The following is a 17036-nucleotide window of genomic DNA, read 5'->3' on the forward strand; positions in this document are numbered from 1 at the left end:
TCTGTGAATCGCTACGATCGTAGGCACCGTCGTTACTGGCCTGCAGCCTCGTCAAGTTACACGTTCTGTTCAATAGCTGATAAGGAATTCGGAACACTCCTACCGTCGCCCCGGGATTTTTCCTGCGTCGTCGTGGCGCGTTTTGGCTGGTAGAATCGCCAGTCGTTTTTTCTGGAGTTCTGCCCCGTGATCACTTCCCGACTTCGTACCCTGCGCGACCACATCCGTTGGGCCGTCAGCCGCTTCCATGGGGAGGATCTGTTTTTCGGCCATGGCACCGACAATGCCTGGGACGAAGCCCGGCAGCTAGTGCTCGGTGCCTTGCACCTGCCATGGGAAATCGCCGACAGTTATCTGGACTGCGCGCTGGAAGACGACGAACTGGTCAACCTGCAACGCCTGCTCAAGCGCCGCATCGAAGAACGCATTCCGACTGCCTACCTGCTGGGCGAAGCGTGGTTCTGCGGCATGTCGTTCATCGTCGATGAGCGCGTGCTGATTCCGCGTTCGCCGATTGGCGAGTTGATCGAAAACCGTTTTGCACCGTGGATCGGCGACGAACCGGCGCGGATTCTCGACCTGTGCACCGGCTCTGGTTGCATCGGCATTGCTTGCGCCTACGAGTTCCAGAACGCCGAAGTGGTGCTGACGGATCTGTCGTTCGAAGCGTTGGAAGTGGCGAACCAGAACATCGAGCGTCATGGCGTTGATGAGCGTGTGTTCACTGTGCAGGGTGATGGTTTTGACGGTCTGCCGGGCCAACGTTTCGACCTGATCGTGTCGAACCCGCCCTACGTCGATGCGGAAGATTTCGCCGATATGCCGGACGAATACCAGCACGAGCCTGAACTGGGCCTGGCCTGCGGCGATGATGGTTTGAACCTGGTGCGCCGGATGCTCGCCGAAGCGGCGGATCATCTGACGGAGAAGGGGTTGCTGATTGTCGAGGTGGGCAACAGCCAGGTACACGTCGAAGCGCTGTACCCGGAAGTCGATTTCGCCTGGCTGGAATTCCAGCGCGGCGGGCATGGCGTGTTCATGCTGACCGCCGAACAATGCCGCGATCATCAGGCGCTGTTCGCTTCCCGCGTCTGACCTGAATTGATCGTTCCCACCTCGGTGGGAACGATCATTGGCTCAGCGGTGCGTGGCAATCCAGATCAGCAAACCCGCCTGGAACACCGCAAACGCCACCAGACACGTAATAGTGAAGCGCAGCCCGGCGTCTTCACGCTTGAACTTGCTGACCTTGTCTTCCTGTTTCTTCAGCTTCACTTCCTGCTCGGCCAGGTTCTGCTCGGCCTGCTGCAACATCTGCGCGGCCTCGAGAATCTCGACGATCTGCAGTTTTTCGCTGTTCCAGTCGCCCAGCAAGTCACCGACCTGGACTTCCTTGACGCTGCCCTTCAAATGCTGGGCGTCGGCGTAAACCACGTCAAAGCCATGCACCCGCAGAAAGTGATCGCGGCGCAGGCGGGTGTCTTCGTTCAGCGCGTCCTTGTTGTTCAAGTCCATGCCGTCGACGGTGTAGGTGGGCCAGCGTTTTTTCGCCCAGTTGATGCCCTGGGCGGCCATGAAGCGGCCGATGCCACGGTTCAGCGGTTCGATCTGCAAGCCGCTGTCCGGGCCGAAATGCACGCGTTTGGTCTTGTGGTCGACCCAAACATCGAGCTGATTCTGTTCCTTGCGCACGCGCTGCGCGGGCAGTTTGATCGCCATGCGCATCAGGCTGTGTTCTTTGCTGTTGCGCTCGGCGTAACCGAATTCGACAAAGCGCAACGGCCGCCCGCCAGTGTTGCGGTCGGTCTGCAACGGCGCCAGGCGGAGCATCTTGTGGTGCTCGACGTGGACATCCGCCCATGGCAGCTCGACCGCTGGCAAAGCGTCTTTTTCAGCGGTGGTGTCGGGTGAAGTCTGGGTATCAGTCATAACGGCGAGATCCTGTCCAAGCTGCTTGTCGCCAGCCAGTACGCTGGCGACAAAGGCTTATCGGCCGTTTTTTTCAGGACTGGAGGGTGAAAAGACCTTAACGGGTGCGAAGTCCGTCAATAAATTCGAGGATCCGGGTGCCCAGTTCCGACGCCAGGGGCAGATTCGGGTCTTTGTAGGAGGCCACTTGCCGCTTCACGTCGTTGGGCACAATGCGCATCACGTGGTTCATCCCTTCGATCAATGCCAGGGTCGCATCGGGTTTTGCCGCCTTGAGCAGGTTGGCGTCATCGACCTGAACCTGAATGTCGTTGCTGCCCTGGACGATCAGGGCCGGCATTTTCAGTTGGGCGAAGGCGGCGGACGGATCCTGCCGGAACAGCGAAATCAGATACGGCTGCACGCTCGGGCGGAAAATCGCCTGCAACGGCGCTGGCACATTGTCGTCGGTGTGGCCGGCCTTGAGGCTGTCGAGCAGTTCATTGCTGCGCTGCATCAACGGCGGTGGAAGGCTGCGGGCCAGTTGCCGGCGCAAAACCTGATCGATCGGCCGGGCGGTGCCGGACAGCGAAATGACCGCAGCGGCGTCGACTTTCGGTGCGGCCAGGCTGGCGATCAGCGCCCCCTCGCTGTGGCCGAGCAGGATCAACGGACCGAAACGCGGGTCAGCCTTGAGCTTCTGGCCCCAGGCCACGGCGTCCGCGACATAGGCGTCCACCGACAGATTGCGCTCATCCGGCGTCGCGGCCAGGCTCGCGGCCACCCCGCGCTTGTCGAAACGCACGCTGGCGATATTGTGTTTGGCCAGCACCCAGGCCAGCCGCTTGAGGCTGTCGTTGCGCCCGCCGTCGGGGTTGTTTCCGTCACGATCCGTAGGACCCGAGCCAGAAAGAATGAGGACAACCGGCACCGGATTGTCAGACTTTGGCAGCAACAGCGAGCCGAAAAGTTCGCCGCTGCCGGTGTCCAGAGTCACCGGACGTTGCAGGACAGTTGCCTGGACGAAGCCAGTAAACAGGGTAAGGCTCAAGATCAAAACTCGCAGCATCATCACGCCATCATTTGCAAAGGTGCCGGTTGGACTCACCAACACCGCCAAGGTTCGAGGATGAACTACTCGGTTAGCCTGCGTATACTGGCGCGCATCATGAATTTGGGTTTGATTTCACGGAGCGTCCTGCATGTCCGGCAATACCTACGGCAAGTTGTTCACTGTCACCACCGCGGGCGAAAGCCATGGTCCGGCGTTGGTCGCCATTGTCGACGGCTGCCCGCCGGGCCTGGAGATTTCCCTTGAGGACCTGCAACGCGACCTCGATCGCCGCAAGCCGGGCACCAGCCGCCACACCACCCAGCGCCAGGAAGCGGACGAAGTCGAAATCCTCTCCGGCGTGTTCGAGGGCCGCACCACCGGCTGCTCCATCGGCCTGCTGATCCGCAACACCGACCAGAAGTCCAAGGATTACTCGGCAATCAAGGATTTGTTCCGTCCGGCCCATGCCGACTACACCTACCACCACAAATACGGCGAGCGCGATTACCGCGGCGGCGGTCGCAGCTCGGCGCGGGAAACTGCGATGCGCGTGGCGGCCGGTGCGATTGCCAAGAAATACCTGGCGACCCAGGGCATCGTCATTCGCGGCTACATGAGCCAGCTTGGTCCGATCGAAATTCCGTTCAAGACCTGGGAATCGGTGGAGCAGAACGCCTTCTTCAGCCCGGACCCGGACAAGGTTCCGGAACTGGAAGCCTACATGGACCAGCTGCGCCGCGATCAGGACTCGGTCGGGGCCAAGATCACTGTGGTCGCCGAAGGTGTGATGCCGGGCTTGGGCGAGCCGATCTTCGACCGTCTCGACGCCGAACTGGCCCACGCGCTGATGAGCATCAATGCGGTCAAAGGCGTGGAAATCGGCGCCGGTTTCGCCTCGGTCGCCCAGCGTGGCACCGAGCACCGCGATGAAATGACTCCGGAAGGTTTCCTCAGCAACAACGCTGGCGGCATTCTCGGCGGTATCTCATCCGGTCAACCGATCGTCGCCCATCTGGCGTTGAAGCCGACGTCGAGCATCACCACGCCGGGCCGTTCGATCGACATTCATGGCAACCCAGCGGAAGTTATCACCAAGGGCCGTCACGATCCGTGCGTCGGCATCCGCGCCACACCGATTGCCGAGGCGATGATGGCCATCGTGCTGATGGATCACCTGCTGCGTCACCGTGGCCAGAACGCCGATGTGCGCGTGAACACCCCGGTTCTGGGCCAGCTCTGATGGCTCAACTCACAGCCGCCGCGGTCTGACCGTGGCGGCGCTCCCGTACTGGCGGCTGTCCAGTTTCTATCTGTTCTATTTCGCCTTGCTCGGCTCGACGGCGCCGTTTCTGGCGCTGTACTTCGATCACCTCGGATTCAGCGCCGCACGTATCGGCGAGCTGGTGGCGATCCCGATGCTGATGCGCTGCGTGGCGCCGAACATCTGGGGCTGGCTCGGCGACTACACCGGCAAACGCCTGGCCATCGTGCGCTTCGGCGCAGTGTGCACGCTGCTGACCTTCTCACTGATTTTCGTCAGCAAGACCTACGCCTGGCTGGCAATGGTCATGGCGTTGCATGCGTTCTTCTGGCACGCGGTGTTGCCGCAGTTCGAAGTCATTACCCTCGCGCATCTGCAAGGCCAGACCTCCCGTTACAGCCAGATCCGGCTGTGGGGCTCCATCGGTTTTATCATCACCGTGGTCGCGCTCGGGCGATTGTTCGAATGGCTCAGCCTCGACATCTACCCGGCGGCGCTGGTGTTGATCATGGCCGGCATTGTGCTCAGCAGTCTGTGGGTGCCGAACGCCCAGCCGCCTCAGGGCAACCGGCCGACGGGCGAGGGTTTTCTCCAACAGTTGCGCAGTCCCGGGGTACTGGCGTTCTACGGTTGCGTGGCGCTGATGCAGATGAGCCACGGGCCGTATTACACCTTCCTGACCTTGCACCTCGAGCGACTGGGTTACAGCCGAGGCGTGATTGGCATGCTCTGGGCGGTCGGCGTGGTGGCGGAAGTGCTGATGTTCATGGCGATGAGCCGGATCCTCGCGCGTTTTTCCCTGCGTCGCGTGCTGATGGCGAGTTTTCTGCTGGCGGCGCTGCGCTGGTTGCTGCTAGGTTCGTTCGCCGAATTCCTCTGGGCGCTGCTGTTTGCCCAGGTGTTGCACGCTGCGACGTTCGGCAGCTTTCATGCCGCTGCCATCCAGTTCGTGCAACGTAGCTTCGGTGCTCGTCAGCAAGGGCAGGGCCAGGCGTTGTACGCGGCGCTGGCCGGCACCGGCGGTGCGCTCGGTGCGTTGTATTCCGGCTACAGCTGGAATGCCCTCGGCGCGACATTGACCTTTAGTATTGCCAGTCTCGCAGCGCTCGCTGCTGCCGTTATCATTGCCACACGTATGCAAGAGGACAGGCCATGAGCCTTACCCGTGAACAGCTTGCCCAGCAAATCGTCGATGCCGGGCGTTTTCTTTATGGTCGCGGCTGGTCGCCGGCCACCAGCAGTAACTATTCGACGCGCCTGTCGCCGAGCGAAGCGCTGCTGACCGTGTCCGGCAAGCACAAGGGCCAGTTGGGCCTGGACGACGTGCTCGCCACCGACCTGTCCGGCAACAGTCTGGAACCGGGCAAAAAGCCGTCCGCCGAAACCCTGCTGCACACCCAGCTCTATAGCTGGCGTCCGGAGATCGGCGCGGTGCTGCACACCCACTCGGTGAATGCCACGGTGCTGTCGCGCCTGACGCCCGAAGACTTCATCGAGTTCGAAGACTACGAGTTGCAAAAAGCCTTCAGCGGCATTTCGACCCACGAATCCCGGGTGCGGGTGCCGATCTTCGACAACGATCAGGACATTGCGCGCCTCGCCGCCAAGGTGCAGCCTTGGCTCGACGCCCATCCCGATTGCGTCGGTTATCTGATTCGCGGCCACGGTCTCTACACCTGGGGCGCGCAGATGAGCGACGCGTTGCGCCAGATCGAGGCCTTTGAATTCCTGTTTGAATGCGAGTTGAAGACCCGCAGTGTCATGAACCGCCAAGGCTGACGTCACCAGAACCAGCCCATTTGCCTGATGAATGCAGTGCCCGACCGGTCTCGAAGAACCGGACGGCAAGGCCGATACCGAGGAATTGCCCCCATGAGCAGCCTGTCCGTCTATCACGTTTCCAGCCCTGAGATTCCGAACAAGGTGCTGACCCATTTCGAAGATATCGCCTCGACCCTGGCCGAGCAGGGCGTGCGTTTCGACCGCTGGCAAGCCGCCGCGAAGATCCAGCCCGGTGCCAGCCAGGAAGAAGTGATCGGCGCCTATAAAGAGCAGATCGACAAGCTGATGACCGAGCGCGGTTACATCACCGTCGATGTGGTCAGCCTCAACAGCGATCACCCGCAAAAAGCCGAGTTGCGCGCCAAGTTCCTCGAAGAACATCGCCATGGTGAAGACGAAGTACGCTTTTTCGTTGCCGGCCGTGGCCTGTTTACCCTGCACATCGACGATTACGTCTACGCCGTGCTGTGCGAGAAGAACGATCTGATTTCGGTGCCGGCGGGCACCAAACACTGGTTCGACATGGGCGAGAACCCGCACTTTGTCGCGATCCGCCTGTTCAACAACCCTGAAGGCTGGGTTGCCAATTTCACCGGCGAAGACATCGCCGGTCGCTTCCCGCGTCTGGAGGACTGAGTCGATGTCGATCAAGGTCATCCTCACCGATATCGAAGGCACCACCAGTGCGGTGAGTTTTGTGTTCGACGTGCTGTTCCCGTATGCGGCGAAGCACCTGCCGGATTTCGTTCGCCAGAACGTCCAGCGCGCCGACGTCGGCGAACAACTGGACGCCGTGCGCCGCGACAGTAATGAGCTGCAAGCGGATGTCGAACGTGTGGTCGAGATTCTGTTGAGCTGGATCGCCGAAGACCGCAAAGCCACACCGCTCAAAGCGTTACAAGGGATGGTCTGGGAGCAGGGTTATCAGGCCGGGCAGTTGAAGGGGCATGTTTACCCGGACGCTGTCGAAGCGCTCCAGCGCTGGCATCAGGCCGGGTATCAACTGTTTGTTTACTCGTCCGGCTCGATCCAGGCGCAGAAGCTGATTTTCGGCTGCTCGGAAGCCGGGGATCTGACGCCGCTGTTCAGTGGCTACTTCGACACCACGTCGGGCCCCAAACGCGAAGCGCAGTCCTACAGCAATATCCAGCAGGCCATCGGGGTCGAGCCGCAGGAAATCCTGTTCCTGTCCGACATCGTGCAGGAACTCGACGCCGCCCAGGCCGCCGGCCTGCAGACCTGCGGGTTGGCCCGTGAAGGCGGAGAGCTGGAAGGCCATGTAACGGTCGACAGCTTTACCGGGATCGAACCGGAAGCGTTCTGACTCCACACAATCGACGCGCAAAAAAACAGGCCGTGAAGCGAAAGCTCCACGGCCTGTTTGTTTATGCGGCGTTCGAATTACATCGAGTGATAGGTCGGCAGGGCAAAACGCTGCTGGCTTTGCAGCATGCCGATCTGCGGCAGCTCACTGGCCTGTTCCGCCAGGTCACGGCGAATCGCGCTGATCGCCCACGACAGTTGGTCGGCGGTATGCAATTGCTGATAGGTGAGCGCACGTTTGAACACTTTGCCGTCGGCACTCTTGAGCGTCAGCAGGATCCCGCCATCGGGGCGCGGTTGGGTGGTGACGTCGAAGTTGGAGAACAGGGAGGTAAATTTTTCTTGGATCAGGCTCATGTCTTTCAGCTCCGTATGCACTTGAATGGCAAGCATGCGGAGAAGGTTGCAGCGATTGTGCCAGTATTTTGTTTTTGTAAATCCCTTATAAATCAATAAGTTAAAAATTTTGCAAATTCAGCTTGTCGTGCAATCTGCATGAATGGCCATCGTGCATCCTGCATTTTGCGGGATCGCAGTCGATCCGATGGAACCATTCCCTGCGGCCGCAATCACGTTTCGCCTTGTATCGCAGGCGGATACAAAACATTGCAAAAACCGCGTGTACAGCCCGAGAAGCCCTGACGTATTTTCGGCCTCGACCCTCGCTCGAGAAGCGCCGGTTGCCTCACCCAATTGCCCGACAATAAAAATCCGGCCTGCACGTCAAGGCCGAACGGGAGCTGCCATGAGTCACGCGCCTAGCGACACGATTACCTGGGGCATGATGCTCCGCAAACTGCCGATGATCGCCAAAGCCATCCCTCGGGTGGTGAAAGGCATGAAGGTGGCCAACGTCAAGGATCCGACCCAAACCTGTGGCCTGGGCTGGACATTCGAGCAAGCGACCCTGCGCAATCCCGAAGGCCCCGCGCTGCTGTCCGGCGACGTGGTGCTGAGTTATTCACAGGTCAACCAGTGGGCCAACCGCATCGCCCACTATCTGATCGGGCAGGGCATCGGCAAAGGCGATGTGGTAGCGGTGTTCATCGAAAACCGCCCGGAACTGCTGGTAACGATTCTGGCGCTGGCCAAGGTCGGTGCCGTCAGCGCGCTGCTCAATACCTCGCAGACCCGCGACACGCTGATCCACAGCATCAATCTGGTGGCGCCGGTGGCGATTGTCGTCGGCGAGGAGTTGCTGCCAGCCTTCGCGGCTGTGCGCGAGGAAGTGTCGATTCCGACAGCGCGCGTCTGGTTCGTCGCCGATCAGGATACTTTCAGCCATCCGGGCATCGCTCCAGAGGGTTACATCAACCTGATCAGCGCCAGTGCCGACGCACCGGGCGACAACCCGGCCAGCAGCCGGCAGATTTTTTTCGATGACCCGTGCTTCTACATCTACACCTCCGGCACCACCGGCTTGCCCAAGGCCGGGGTGTTCAAGCACGGACGCTGGATGCGCAGCTCGGCGAGCTTCGGCATGATAGCCCTCGACATGCGCCCGGACGACATCGTCTATTGCACCTTGCCGCTTTATCACGCCACCGGGCTTTGCGTGTGCTGGGGTTCGGCGGTCAATGGCGCGTCGGGTTTCGCGATTCGCCGCAAGTTCAGCGCCCGCCAGTTCTGGAACGACGTACGCCGCTACCGCGCCACCACCATCGGCTACGTCGGCGAGTTGTGCCGTTATCTGGTGGATCAACCGGTCAGCAGCGATGACAGCCGCCATGACGTGCGCAAGATGATCGGCAACGGTTTGCGGCCCGGTGCCTGGGCCGAGTTCAAGACCCGGTTTGCGGTGGATCACATCTGCGAACTGTACGCGGCCAGCGACGGCAATATCGGTTTCACCAACATTCTCAATTTCGACAACACCATCGGCTTCTCGCTGATGGCCTGGGAACTGGTCGCCTACGATCAGGACAGCGGCGAGCCGATTCGCGGTGGCGACGGCTTCATGCGCAAGGTCGGCCGGGGCGAGCGCGGCCTGTTGCTGGCGCGAATCGACGACAAGGCGCCGCTGGACGGCTACACCGATCCGCAGAAAACCGCGAAAGTCGTGCTGCAAGACGTGTTCACCAAGGGCGACCGCTTCTTCAATACCGGTGATCTGTTGCGCAACATCGGTTTCGGCCATGCGCAGTTTGTCGATCGCCTCGGCGACACCTACCGCTGGAAGGGCGAGAACGTCTCGACCACCGAGGTCGAGAACCTGCTGCTCCAGCATCCGCACATTTCCGAAGCCGTGGCCTATGGCGTGGAAATCCCCAACACTAATGGTCGCGCCGGCATGGCGGCGATCACCCCGGCCGAATCTCTGGCGACGCTGGACTTCACCGAGCTGCTGGCCTTCGCCCGCCAGCGCATGCCGGCCTATGCGGTGCCGCTGTTCCTGCGGGTCAAGGTGAAGATGGAAACCACCGGCACCTTCAAATATCAGAAGACGCGCCTGAAAAACGAAGGCTTCGATCCCGGCCTGACGGGCGATGATCCGATCTATGCCTGGCTGCCGGGCACCGAAACCTACGTGCAGGTCACGGATGAAATCTTGGCGGGCATCCAGGCAGGCAAGTTCCGTTATTGATATTGGCTATCGCGATGCTTGGAAAAAAGGGGGTGACAGCTATCGCCGCGCTCGGGAAACTAGCGGCTTTCCGATTGACCGAAAGTGGAGTTGCCCCATGTCCGACCAAAGCCGCCAGATGACCCCCGAAGAAGCTGCCGAATTCACCGAGCAGGTATTCAACAAGGCGCGCGAAGGCGATGCGGTGATGCTGGATCGCCTGATCACGGCCGGTCTGCCGGTGAACCTGACCAACAGCAAGGGCGACACTCTGTTGATGCTCGCCAGTTACTACGGACATGTGGACGCGGTGCAAGTGCTGCTCAAGCACAAGGCGGACCCGGAACAACGCAATGGCAACGGCCAGAGCCCGATTGCCGGCGCGGCGTTCAAGGGTGATCTGGCGGTGGTCAAGGCGTTGGTGGCCGGTGGCGCGCAGATTGAAGGCGCATCGTTCGATGGCCGCACGGCGCTGATGATGGCGGCGATGTTCAACCGCGTTGAAATCGTCGACTTCCTGATCGACCAGGGCGCCGACCCGAAGGCCAAGGACGCCAACGGCATCACCGCGCTGGACGCGGCCCGCACCATGGGCGCTGTGGACACCACTGCGCAGCTGGAAAAACTGCTGGGCTGACACCGTCGGTCCGCAGCCGGCTCTGTGGCGAGGGCGAGAATACGCTATCCTTCGCGCCCTCGAAATTCCTCAAGCCACAGGACCTGCCCTCATGAAAGCCGCACTCGCCGAACTCATCAGCAAAATCAGCTCCGGCTGCATGGGCGAAGACGAGATCCAGAAAGTCGCCGATGAAGCCGCACAGGCCTACGCCGATGCCGACGCTTTTCTGACCGCCAATCCGGACATCAACTACGACGACACCTTCCCGATTCCGTTGGGCGAGTGGGTCGTGGTCGGCAGTCTGCCGGAGACCGTGCTGTTTCAGGCTGACACCTATGTTGACCTGTTCGCGCAGATCGTGGCTTCGTTCGGCCCGGGTGTGGAGTTCAACCTCAAGCCCAAGCAACTGGCCAAGACTGAGGCGCTGACTGCGCTTAACCGCATTCAGGTGCAGATGAGCAGCCTGAACAAGGAAAACGGCGGTTACACGCTGATGAACTTCAGCCAGTTGCTCGACGACGAGCTGCAAATGGTGCTGGTCTACGGCAACGACGTGCCGCGCGTGCTGGAGCTGTGCGCCGAAGTCGGCATCGCCGCCGCGCCATCGCTGGAAGCCTTGAAGGTCGCCGTTCACGTCTGAACGCAATAAAAGGGAACCCTGCGCGCGACCGTCTATCCTAAAAGTGCACGCCACTATTCTGGAGCGACACTATGGGTTCCACGTTCAACGGCCTGATCGGCCTGATCATCCTTGCCCTCGACATCTGGGCGATCATCAACGTGCTGAAAAGCGGCGCCGAGACCGGGATGAAAATCCTCTGGGTGCTGTTGATCATCCTCCTGCCGGTGCTGGGCCTGATCATCTGGGCGATCGCCGGGCCGCGGGGCAATGTGCGGATCTGACCGTTCGCACCATGGATTGCGCGGGGCCGATGAACTGAGGTTCGACCTGTCATCTTCGGCAACGTAGAATGCGCGCCTTTCCCGGGCAATCGAACCTGACGATTGGCGCCCGCGCATTCATCGGAGCACTTCACCATGACCGTCACCAAGACCAGCGAATACCTGGAAACCCTCTACGAAGGCTACGGCCAGCGTTTTCGCATGGAAAAACTGCTGCACGAAGTGCGCACCGAACACCAGCACCTGGTGATCTTCCAGAACCCGCGCATGGGTCGGGTGATGGCGCTGGACGGCGTGATCCAGACCACCGAAGCCGATGAATTCATCTACCACGAAATGCTCACCCACGTGCCGATCCTTGCCCATGGCACCGCCAAGCGCGTGCTGATCATCGGTGGCGGCGACGGCGGCATGCTGCGCGAAGTGACCAAACACGCCAGCGTCGAGCACATCACCATGGTCGAGATCGACGGCACCGTGGTCGACATGTGCAAGGAATTTCTGCCGAACCACTCCAAGGGCGCTTACGACGATCCACGCCTGAACCTGGTGATCGATGACGGCATGCGTTTCGTCGCGACCACCACTGAAAAGTTCGACGTGATCATTTCCGACTCCACCGACCCGATCGGCCCGGGCGAAGTGCTGTTCTCGGAAAACTTCTACCAGGCCTGCCACCGCTGCCTGAACGAGGGCGGCATCCTCGTGACCCAGAACGGCACGCCGTTCATGCAGATCGAAGAAGTGAAAACCACCGCCGGTCGCCTGCGCAGCCTGTTCCCGGACTGGCACTTCTATCAGGCAGCCGTGCCGACCTACATCGGCGGTTCGATGACCTTCGCCTGGGGCTCGACCAACCCGGCCTACCGCAAGCTGAGCCGCGAAACCCTGCAGCAGCGCTTTATCGGCAGCGGCATCGTCACCCGCTACTACAACCCGGAAATCCACATCGGCGCCTTCGCCTTGCCGCAATACGTGCTGCAAGCGGTAAACAAGCCAAGCAACGACTGATCACTCAGCCGTCATCACTGCGGGAGCGAGCGGCTTCGCTCCCGCAGATGAAATGTTTTTCATGTTTCATCTGTGTCAAGCTTTTGAACGATCAATCCTGACAAAAGTCGAGATAGATGTAAGCCCATTTGCGGGTTTGTTCGAGGAGGCTCCAATGCAAAAGTGGAAAGTCACTTTCGTGGATGATCACGGTGAAATTGTCGATGAAGTCTTCGAGCGTGCGGAATGCCCCAGCGATGATGAGGCCGCACGACTGATCAAGGAACGACTCCTTCCTGTCGCCGCCGCACTGGATTTGAACGATCTGGAAGGGCGAACCTCCGATGCTGGCGCCAAAAGCCTGAAAACCCAGAACAGCATCGAAATCCGCAGCATCACACCCATCTGAAAATCTTCTTGCCCGTAACGCACCAGGCCTTGGCAGCGGCTCTATCTTGGGGCTACTCTGCAAGCGAGATCAGCGAACGGATCGCTAAGGTCTGGTCTTGTCAGCTACATGCTTGTTTCCCGTCGGCAACACGGTTGCCGTAACGCCTGAGCCGTTCGGCCAGGTGCAGGGAATACGGAAAGTCTATCCATCTATGCGAGGGGGACGTTCATGAGCACAGCCTATCAAGAAGACATCAGCAGCAACGTGCTGCGCCGCATGAAAGAAGGCGGTTTCGATTTTTCCCGATTCCATCCCATCGAGTTCTACGCCATTTTCCCGGACGAGGAGCGGGCGCGCAGGGCGGCAGGCAAGTTTCGCGGTGAATCGATCAATGCCCAGGTCAGTGCGCGCGACGACGGCGCGTGGTCCCTGGAATTGAGCAAGGTGATGTACGCAACCTACGACGACATCGGCGATTTCGAACAGGGCTTTTCGGCGGTGGTCGAGCCTCTGGGCGGCATCATCGAAGGTTGGGGCGTGAAGCAGGAGGTGCGCAACCGCCATCGTTTGAACTGATCACCCTCGCAACACGTCGAGCAACGGCTGACCTTCGGGTCGGCCGTTGTCGTTTCTGCAGCTTGAACATTGCATGGCAAAACCCTGAAACAAGAATCCGGCGCAAAAAAAAGCCACCTGAAGAGGTGGCTGAAAGGGAAGACCGGAAGGAGAGGAAACCGGTCAGGGTTACGGCCGGGAGGGCTGCCGGGGCAGTCCGGATCAGTTGGGCTGCGTGCTTCGTCAGGGACGTTTTGCAGCGGATGCGCGGATTATCCGCAGCCGGCGCCGGGCAGTGAAATCAACTCTGACTATGCTGGTGATAGGCGACGGGACTGCGTCGCAATGAGGCGGGGGCGATCAGGTTGGGGCATTTGCCGCACAGGAATGGTGCGGTGCGTGTGGCGTGAATATCCAACCGATTGAAATCAAAGCGTTTATGCCGATGGCACGGGCCTTGCGAAGGCCTGTAGGTCCGGAGTGACAAGGAGTACGGCATGATCCGCACCTATTTTGATGAAATGTACGATGCCGGCGGCCAGATCCGCCCGCATTACCGGGAGTTTGCCCGCTGGCTGGCGGAAACGCCTGACGAACTGCTAGCCCAGCGGCGACGCGAGGCCGATCTGCTGTTCCATCGTGCCGGGATCACTTTCACGCTCTACGGGGACGAGCAAGGGACAGAACGTCTGATTCCCTTCGACACCATTCCGCGCAGCATACCCGCCAGCGAGTGGCGGATCGTCGAGCGCGGCTGCATCCAGCGGGTCAAGGCGTTGAACATGTTTCTCGCCGACCTTTATCACGAGCAACGCATCATCAAGGCCGGGATCATTCCCGCCGAGCAGGTGCTGGCCAACGAGCAATACCAGTTGGCGATGCAGGGGCTGGATCTGCACCGCGATATCTATTCGCACATCTCCGGCGTCGATCTGGTGCGCGACGGCGACGGCACCTATTACGTGCTCGAGGACAACCTGCGCACGCCCAGCGGCGTGAGCTACATGCTCGAAGACCGCAAGATGATGATGCGCCTGTTCCCTGAACTGTTCGCAGCCCAGCGCATCGCTCCGATCGACCATTACCCGAATCTGCTGCTCGACACCCTGAAAAGCTCAAGCCCGATCGACGATCCGAGTGTCGTGGTGCTGACACCGGGGCGGTTCAACAGCGCGTTTTTCGAACATGCGTTCCTGGCCCGGGAAATGGGCGTGGAGCTGGTGGAGGGCGCGGATCTGTTCGTGCGCGACGACAAGGTTTTCATGCGCACCACCGACGGCCCGAAAGCGGTGGACGTGATCTACCGCCGACTCGACGACGCGTTTCTTGATCCATTGGCATTCCGCCCGGATTCGATGCTCGGCGTGCCGGGCCTGCTGTCGTCGTATCGCTCCGGCAACGTGGTGCTGGCCAATGCCATCGGCACCGGGGTGGCGGACGACAAGTCGGTGTATCCGTTCGTCACCGAAATGATCCGTTTTTACCTCGATGAAGAGCCGATCCTGAAGAACGTGCCGACCTGGCAATGCCGTAATCCGTCTGAACTATCCCATGTACTGGCCAATCTTCCGGATCTGGTGGTCAAGGAAACCCAGGGCTCCGGCGGTTACGGAATGCTCGTGGGGCCGGCGGCGACAACCGCGGAAATCGATGCGTTCCGCGAGCGGATCAAAGCCAAGCCCCACGCGTACATCGCCCAACCGACGCTGTCGCTGTCGACTTGTCCGACCTTTGTCGAAAACGGCATTGCGCCGCGCCATATCGACCTGCGCCCGTTCGTATTGTCCGGCCGCGAAACCCGGGTCGTGCCCGGCGGTTTGACCCGTGTGGCCCTGCGTGAAGGCTCTCTGGTGGTGAATTCATCCCAGGGTGGCGGAACCAAGGACACCTGGGTGGTCGAGGATTGAAGGAAGCCTGCCATGTTAAGTAGAACTGCCTCGGATCTGTACTGGATGTCGCGTTACCTGGAGCGGGCGGAAAACCTCGCCCGCATGCTCGATGTCAGCTATTCGCTGTCGCTGATGCCGCAGGACGGCCGTGGCGACGGTCTGCACGAACTGGCGATGCCGCTGCTGATCACCGGCACGCTGGACGATTACCTGGAACGCCACGGCGAGTTGCATGCCGAACGATTGCTGCACTTTTTCGCCCTCGACGCGGCCAACCCCGCGAGCATCTACAGCTGTCTCGGTGCGGCGCGAGCCAGCGCCCACGCGGTGCGCGGTCGGATCACCGCCGACATGTGGGAGAACATCAACGCCACCTGGCTGGAGATCCGCGGGATTGCCAATCAGGGCCTCAGCCGCTATGGCATGAGCCGCTTCTGCGAGTGGATCAAGGAACGTTCGCATCTGTTCCGGGGGGCGTCCTACGGCACCATCATGCGTAACGATGCGTTTCGTTTCATTCGCCTGGGCACGTTCATCGAGCGCGCGGACAACACGCTGCGACTACTCGATGCTCGCTATGAAATGGCGGGTGATCAAGCCGAAGCGGTCAGCGATGGCACCGCTCACGCCTATTACCAGTGGAGTGCGCTGTTGCGAGCGCTGTCATCGTTCGAGGCCTACACCGAGATCTATCGCGATGCGCCGGGCGCCCGGCATGTGGCCGAGTTGCTGCTGTTGCGTGCCGATGTGCCGCGTTCGCTGCGGGCCTGCACTGAAGAAATCGACCAGATTCTGGCGCAGTTGCCGGGGGCAAACGGTCGTCCCGCGCAACGGCTTGCAGCGGAAATGGACGCACGCCTGCGCTACACCGGCATTCAAGAAATTCTCGAGGAAGGGCTGCACGCCTGGCTCACCGAGTTCATCCCGCTGGTTCGCCAGTTGGGCAACGCCATTCACAGTTCCTACCTGGAGGCCGCATGAGACTTTCCATCAGCCACGAGACCACCTATCACTACGAAGATCAGGTGCGCGCGAGCATCCAGTACCTGCGCCTGACACCCCACGACAGCGAGCGTCAGCATGTGCTGAGCTGGCAGCTCGACCTGCCGCGCCCGGTGCGGGCCCAGCTCGATCCGTTCGGCAACATCCTGCATGTGCTGACCATGGACGAGCCCCACGAAGCGATCATCATCGGTGCCCGTGGGCAGGTTGATATCGACGAATTGCGCGAAGCGGAGCATGAGAGCCAGTCGGCGCTGCCGTTCCTGCGTTTCACCCGGCTGACCGAGGCTGACGAGGCGCTGCGGGCGTTCGCCGAGAAGTCCTGCAAACAACGACGGGACCGCAACGCATTGATTGACCTGATGCATGGGCTGAACCAGCACATGACCTACACGCCGGGTTCCACCGAGGTCGACACCAGCGCCGCCGAGGCCTTCGCCGGACGTGCGGGTGTTTGCCAGGACCACGCCCACGCATTTCTGGCCTGCGCGCGCAGCCTCGGTGTGCCGTCGCGCTATGTGTCGGGTTATCTGTACAGCGAGGATTGCGAACACCTGGCCAGTCACGCCTGGGCCGAAGCCTGGATCGATGACGCCTGGTACAGCTTTGACGTGACCAATGAACTGGCGCGGCCGGAACGACACTTGAAATTGGCGGTGGGCCTGGATTACCTCGACGCCTGCCCGGTGCGGGGCATGCGTCGGGGCGGCGGGTCAGAGCAGATGCACGCGAAAGTGCTGGTGTCGCCGACACCTGCGCCGGTTATCTCGGTGCAACAGCAGTAAACGATGTTGTC

General features: G+C 60.7%; 19 protein-coding genes. 16 read left to right on the plus strand and 3 right to left on the minus strand.

Going from position 1 to position 17036, the window contains the following annotated elements:
- Positions 1-186 precede the first annotated feature (186 nt).
- Positions 187-1095, plus strand: coding sequence for a 50S ribosomal protein L3 N(5)-glutamine methyltransferase (gene prmB, locus CAF87_RS17370; protein ID WP_085732352.1), 909 nt, complete (start codon positions 187-189; stop codon positions 1093-1095).
- A 42-nt stretch (positions 1096-1137) separates the two neighbouring features.
- Here the strand turns inward: prmB and CAF87_RS17375 are convergent, their stop codons facing one another.
- Positions 1138-1929, minus strand: coding sequence for a hypothetical protein (locus CAF87_RS17375; protein ID WP_085732353.1), 792 nt, complete (start codon positions 1927-1929; stop codon positions 1138-1140).
- A 97-nt stretch (positions 1930-2026) separates the two neighbouring features.
- Positions 2027-2980 carry an alpha/beta hydrolase gene (locus CAF87_RS17380; protein WP_085732354.1) on the minus strand — a complete coding sequence of 318 codons (954 nt, stop codon included), beginning with the start codon at positions 2978-2980 and terminating at the stop codon, positions 2027-2029.
- A 130-nt stretch (positions 2981-3110) separates the two neighbouring features.
- Between CAF87_RS17380 and aroC the strand changes: the two genes are divergently transcribed.
- The 5 genes from aroC to mtnC all read left to right on the plus strand — a co-directional run bounded on the left by aroC (position 3111) and on the right by mtnC (position 7329).
- Positions 3111-4202 carry a chorismate synthase gene (gene aroC, locus CAF87_RS17385; protein ID WP_085732355.1) on the plus strand — a complete coding sequence of 364 codons (1092 nt, stop codon included), beginning with the start codon at positions 3111-3113 and terminating at the stop codon, positions 4200-4202.
- Between the two features lie 31 nt (positions 4203-4233).
- The gene (locus CAF87_RS17390) at positions 4234-5379 is read left to right on the plus strand and encodes an MFS transporter (protein ID WP_085732356.1); all 1146 of its coding nucleotides are present in this window, start codon (positions 4234-4236) and stop codon (positions 5377-5379) included.
- Positions 5376-6002, plus strand: a complete 627-nt coding sequence (locus CAF87_RS17395) for a methylthioribulose 1-phosphate dehydratase (RefSeq protein ID WP_085710648.1) — start codon at positions 5376-5378, stop codon at positions 6000-6002. Before CAF87_RS17390 ends, CAF87_RS17395 begins: the two co-directional genes overlap by 4 nt.
- Positions 6003-6095: 93 nt before the next feature.
- On the plus strand, positions 6096-6641 hold the full coding sequence (locus tag CAF87_RS17400) for an acireductone dioxygenase (RefSeq protein WP_085710649.1): 546 nt from the start codon (positions 6096-6098) through the stop codon (positions 6639-6641).
- 4 nt (positions 6642-6645) lie between these two features.
- On the plus strand, positions 6646-7329 hold the full coding sequence (mtnC, locus tag CAF87_RS17405; protein ID WP_085732357.1) for an acireductone synthase: 684 nt from the start codon (positions 6646-6648) through the stop codon (positions 7327-7329).
- A gap of 77 nt (positions 7330-7406) precedes the next feature.
- On the opposite strand, the gene CAF87_RS17410 is transcribed toward mtnC, so the two are convergent.
- Entirely contained in the window at positions 7407-7685 is a 279-nt protein-coding gene (locus tag CAF87_RS17410; RefSeq protein ID WP_085732358.1) for a DUF3509 domain-containing protein, read from the minus strand.
- Between the two features lie 388 nt (positions 7686-8073).
- Between CAF87_RS17410 and CAF87_RS17415 the strand changes: the two genes are divergently transcribed.
- From CAF87_RS17415 to CAF87_RS17460, 10 genes are all read left to right on the plus strand, one after another.
- Positions 8074-9912: a long-chain-acyl-CoA synthetase gene (locus CAF87_RS17415; protein WP_085732359.1), complete on the plus strand. Its 1839-nt coding sequence runs from the start codon at positions 8074-8076 to the stop codon at positions 9910-9912.
- A gap of 97 nt (positions 9913-10009) precedes the next feature.
- Entirely contained in the window at positions 10010-10528 is a 519-nt protein-coding gene (locus tag CAF87_RS17420; RefSeq protein WP_085608799.1) for an ankyrin repeat domain-containing protein, read from the plus strand.
- A 91-nt stretch (positions 10529-10619) separates the two neighbouring features.
- Positions 10620-11150 (plus strand): hypothetical protein, encoded by a 531-nt coding sequence (locus tag CAF87_RS17425; protein ID WP_085732360.1) that lies wholly within the window; start codon positions 10620-10622, stop codon positions 11148-11150.
- Positions 11151-11221: 71 nt separating this feature from the next.
- Entirely contained in the window at positions 11222-11413 is a 192-nt protein-coding gene (locus CAF87_RS17430) for a PLDc N-terminal domain-containing protein (RefSeq protein ID WP_003223221.1), read from the plus strand.
- A gap of 135 nt (positions 11414-11548) precedes the next feature.
- Entirely contained in the window at positions 11549-12424 is an 876-nt protein-coding gene (gene speE, locus CAF87_RS17435) for a polyamine aminopropyltransferase (RefSeq protein WP_085690505.1), read from the plus strand.
- Between the two features lie 154 nt (positions 12425-12578).
- Positions 12579-12812, plus strand: coding sequence for a hypothetical protein (locus CAF87_RS17440; protein ID WP_085710655.1), 234 nt, complete (start codon positions 12579-12581; stop codon positions 12810-12812).
- Positions 12813-13022: 210 nt separating this feature from the next.
- Positions 13023-13370: a ribonuclease E inhibitor RraB gene (locus tag CAF87_RS17445; protein WP_007960698.1), complete on the plus strand. Its 348-nt coding sequence runs from the start codon at positions 13023-13025 to the stop codon at positions 13368-13370.
- 476 nt (positions 13371-13846) lie between these two features.
- A complete protein-coding gene (locus CAF87_RS17450; protein ID WP_039769936.1) occupies positions 13847-15256 on the plus strand; it encodes a circularly permuted type 2 ATP-grasp protein in 1410 nt (469 codons plus the stop codon).
- A gap of 12 nt (positions 15257-15268) precedes the next feature.
- Positions 15269-16219 (plus strand): alpha-E domain-containing protein, encoded by a 951-nt coding sequence (locus tag CAF87_RS17455; RefSeq protein ID WP_007959974.1) that lies wholly within the window; start codon positions 15269-15271, stop codon positions 16217-16219.
- Positions 16216-17025 (plus strand): transglutaminase family protein, encoded by an 810-nt coding sequence (locus tag CAF87_RS17460; protein WP_085705298.1) that lies wholly within the window; start codon positions 16216-16218, stop codon positions 17023-17025. Before CAF87_RS17455 ends, CAF87_RS17460 begins: the two co-directional genes overlap by 4 nt.
- Positions 17026-17036: the final 11 nt, after the last annotated feature.

The sequence above is a fragment of the Pseudomonas sp. R38(2017) genome (assembly GCF_002112395.1).
Taxonomy (GTDB): Bacteria; Pseudomonadota; Gammaproteobacteria; order Pseudomonadales; family Pseudomonadaceae; genus Aquipseudomonas.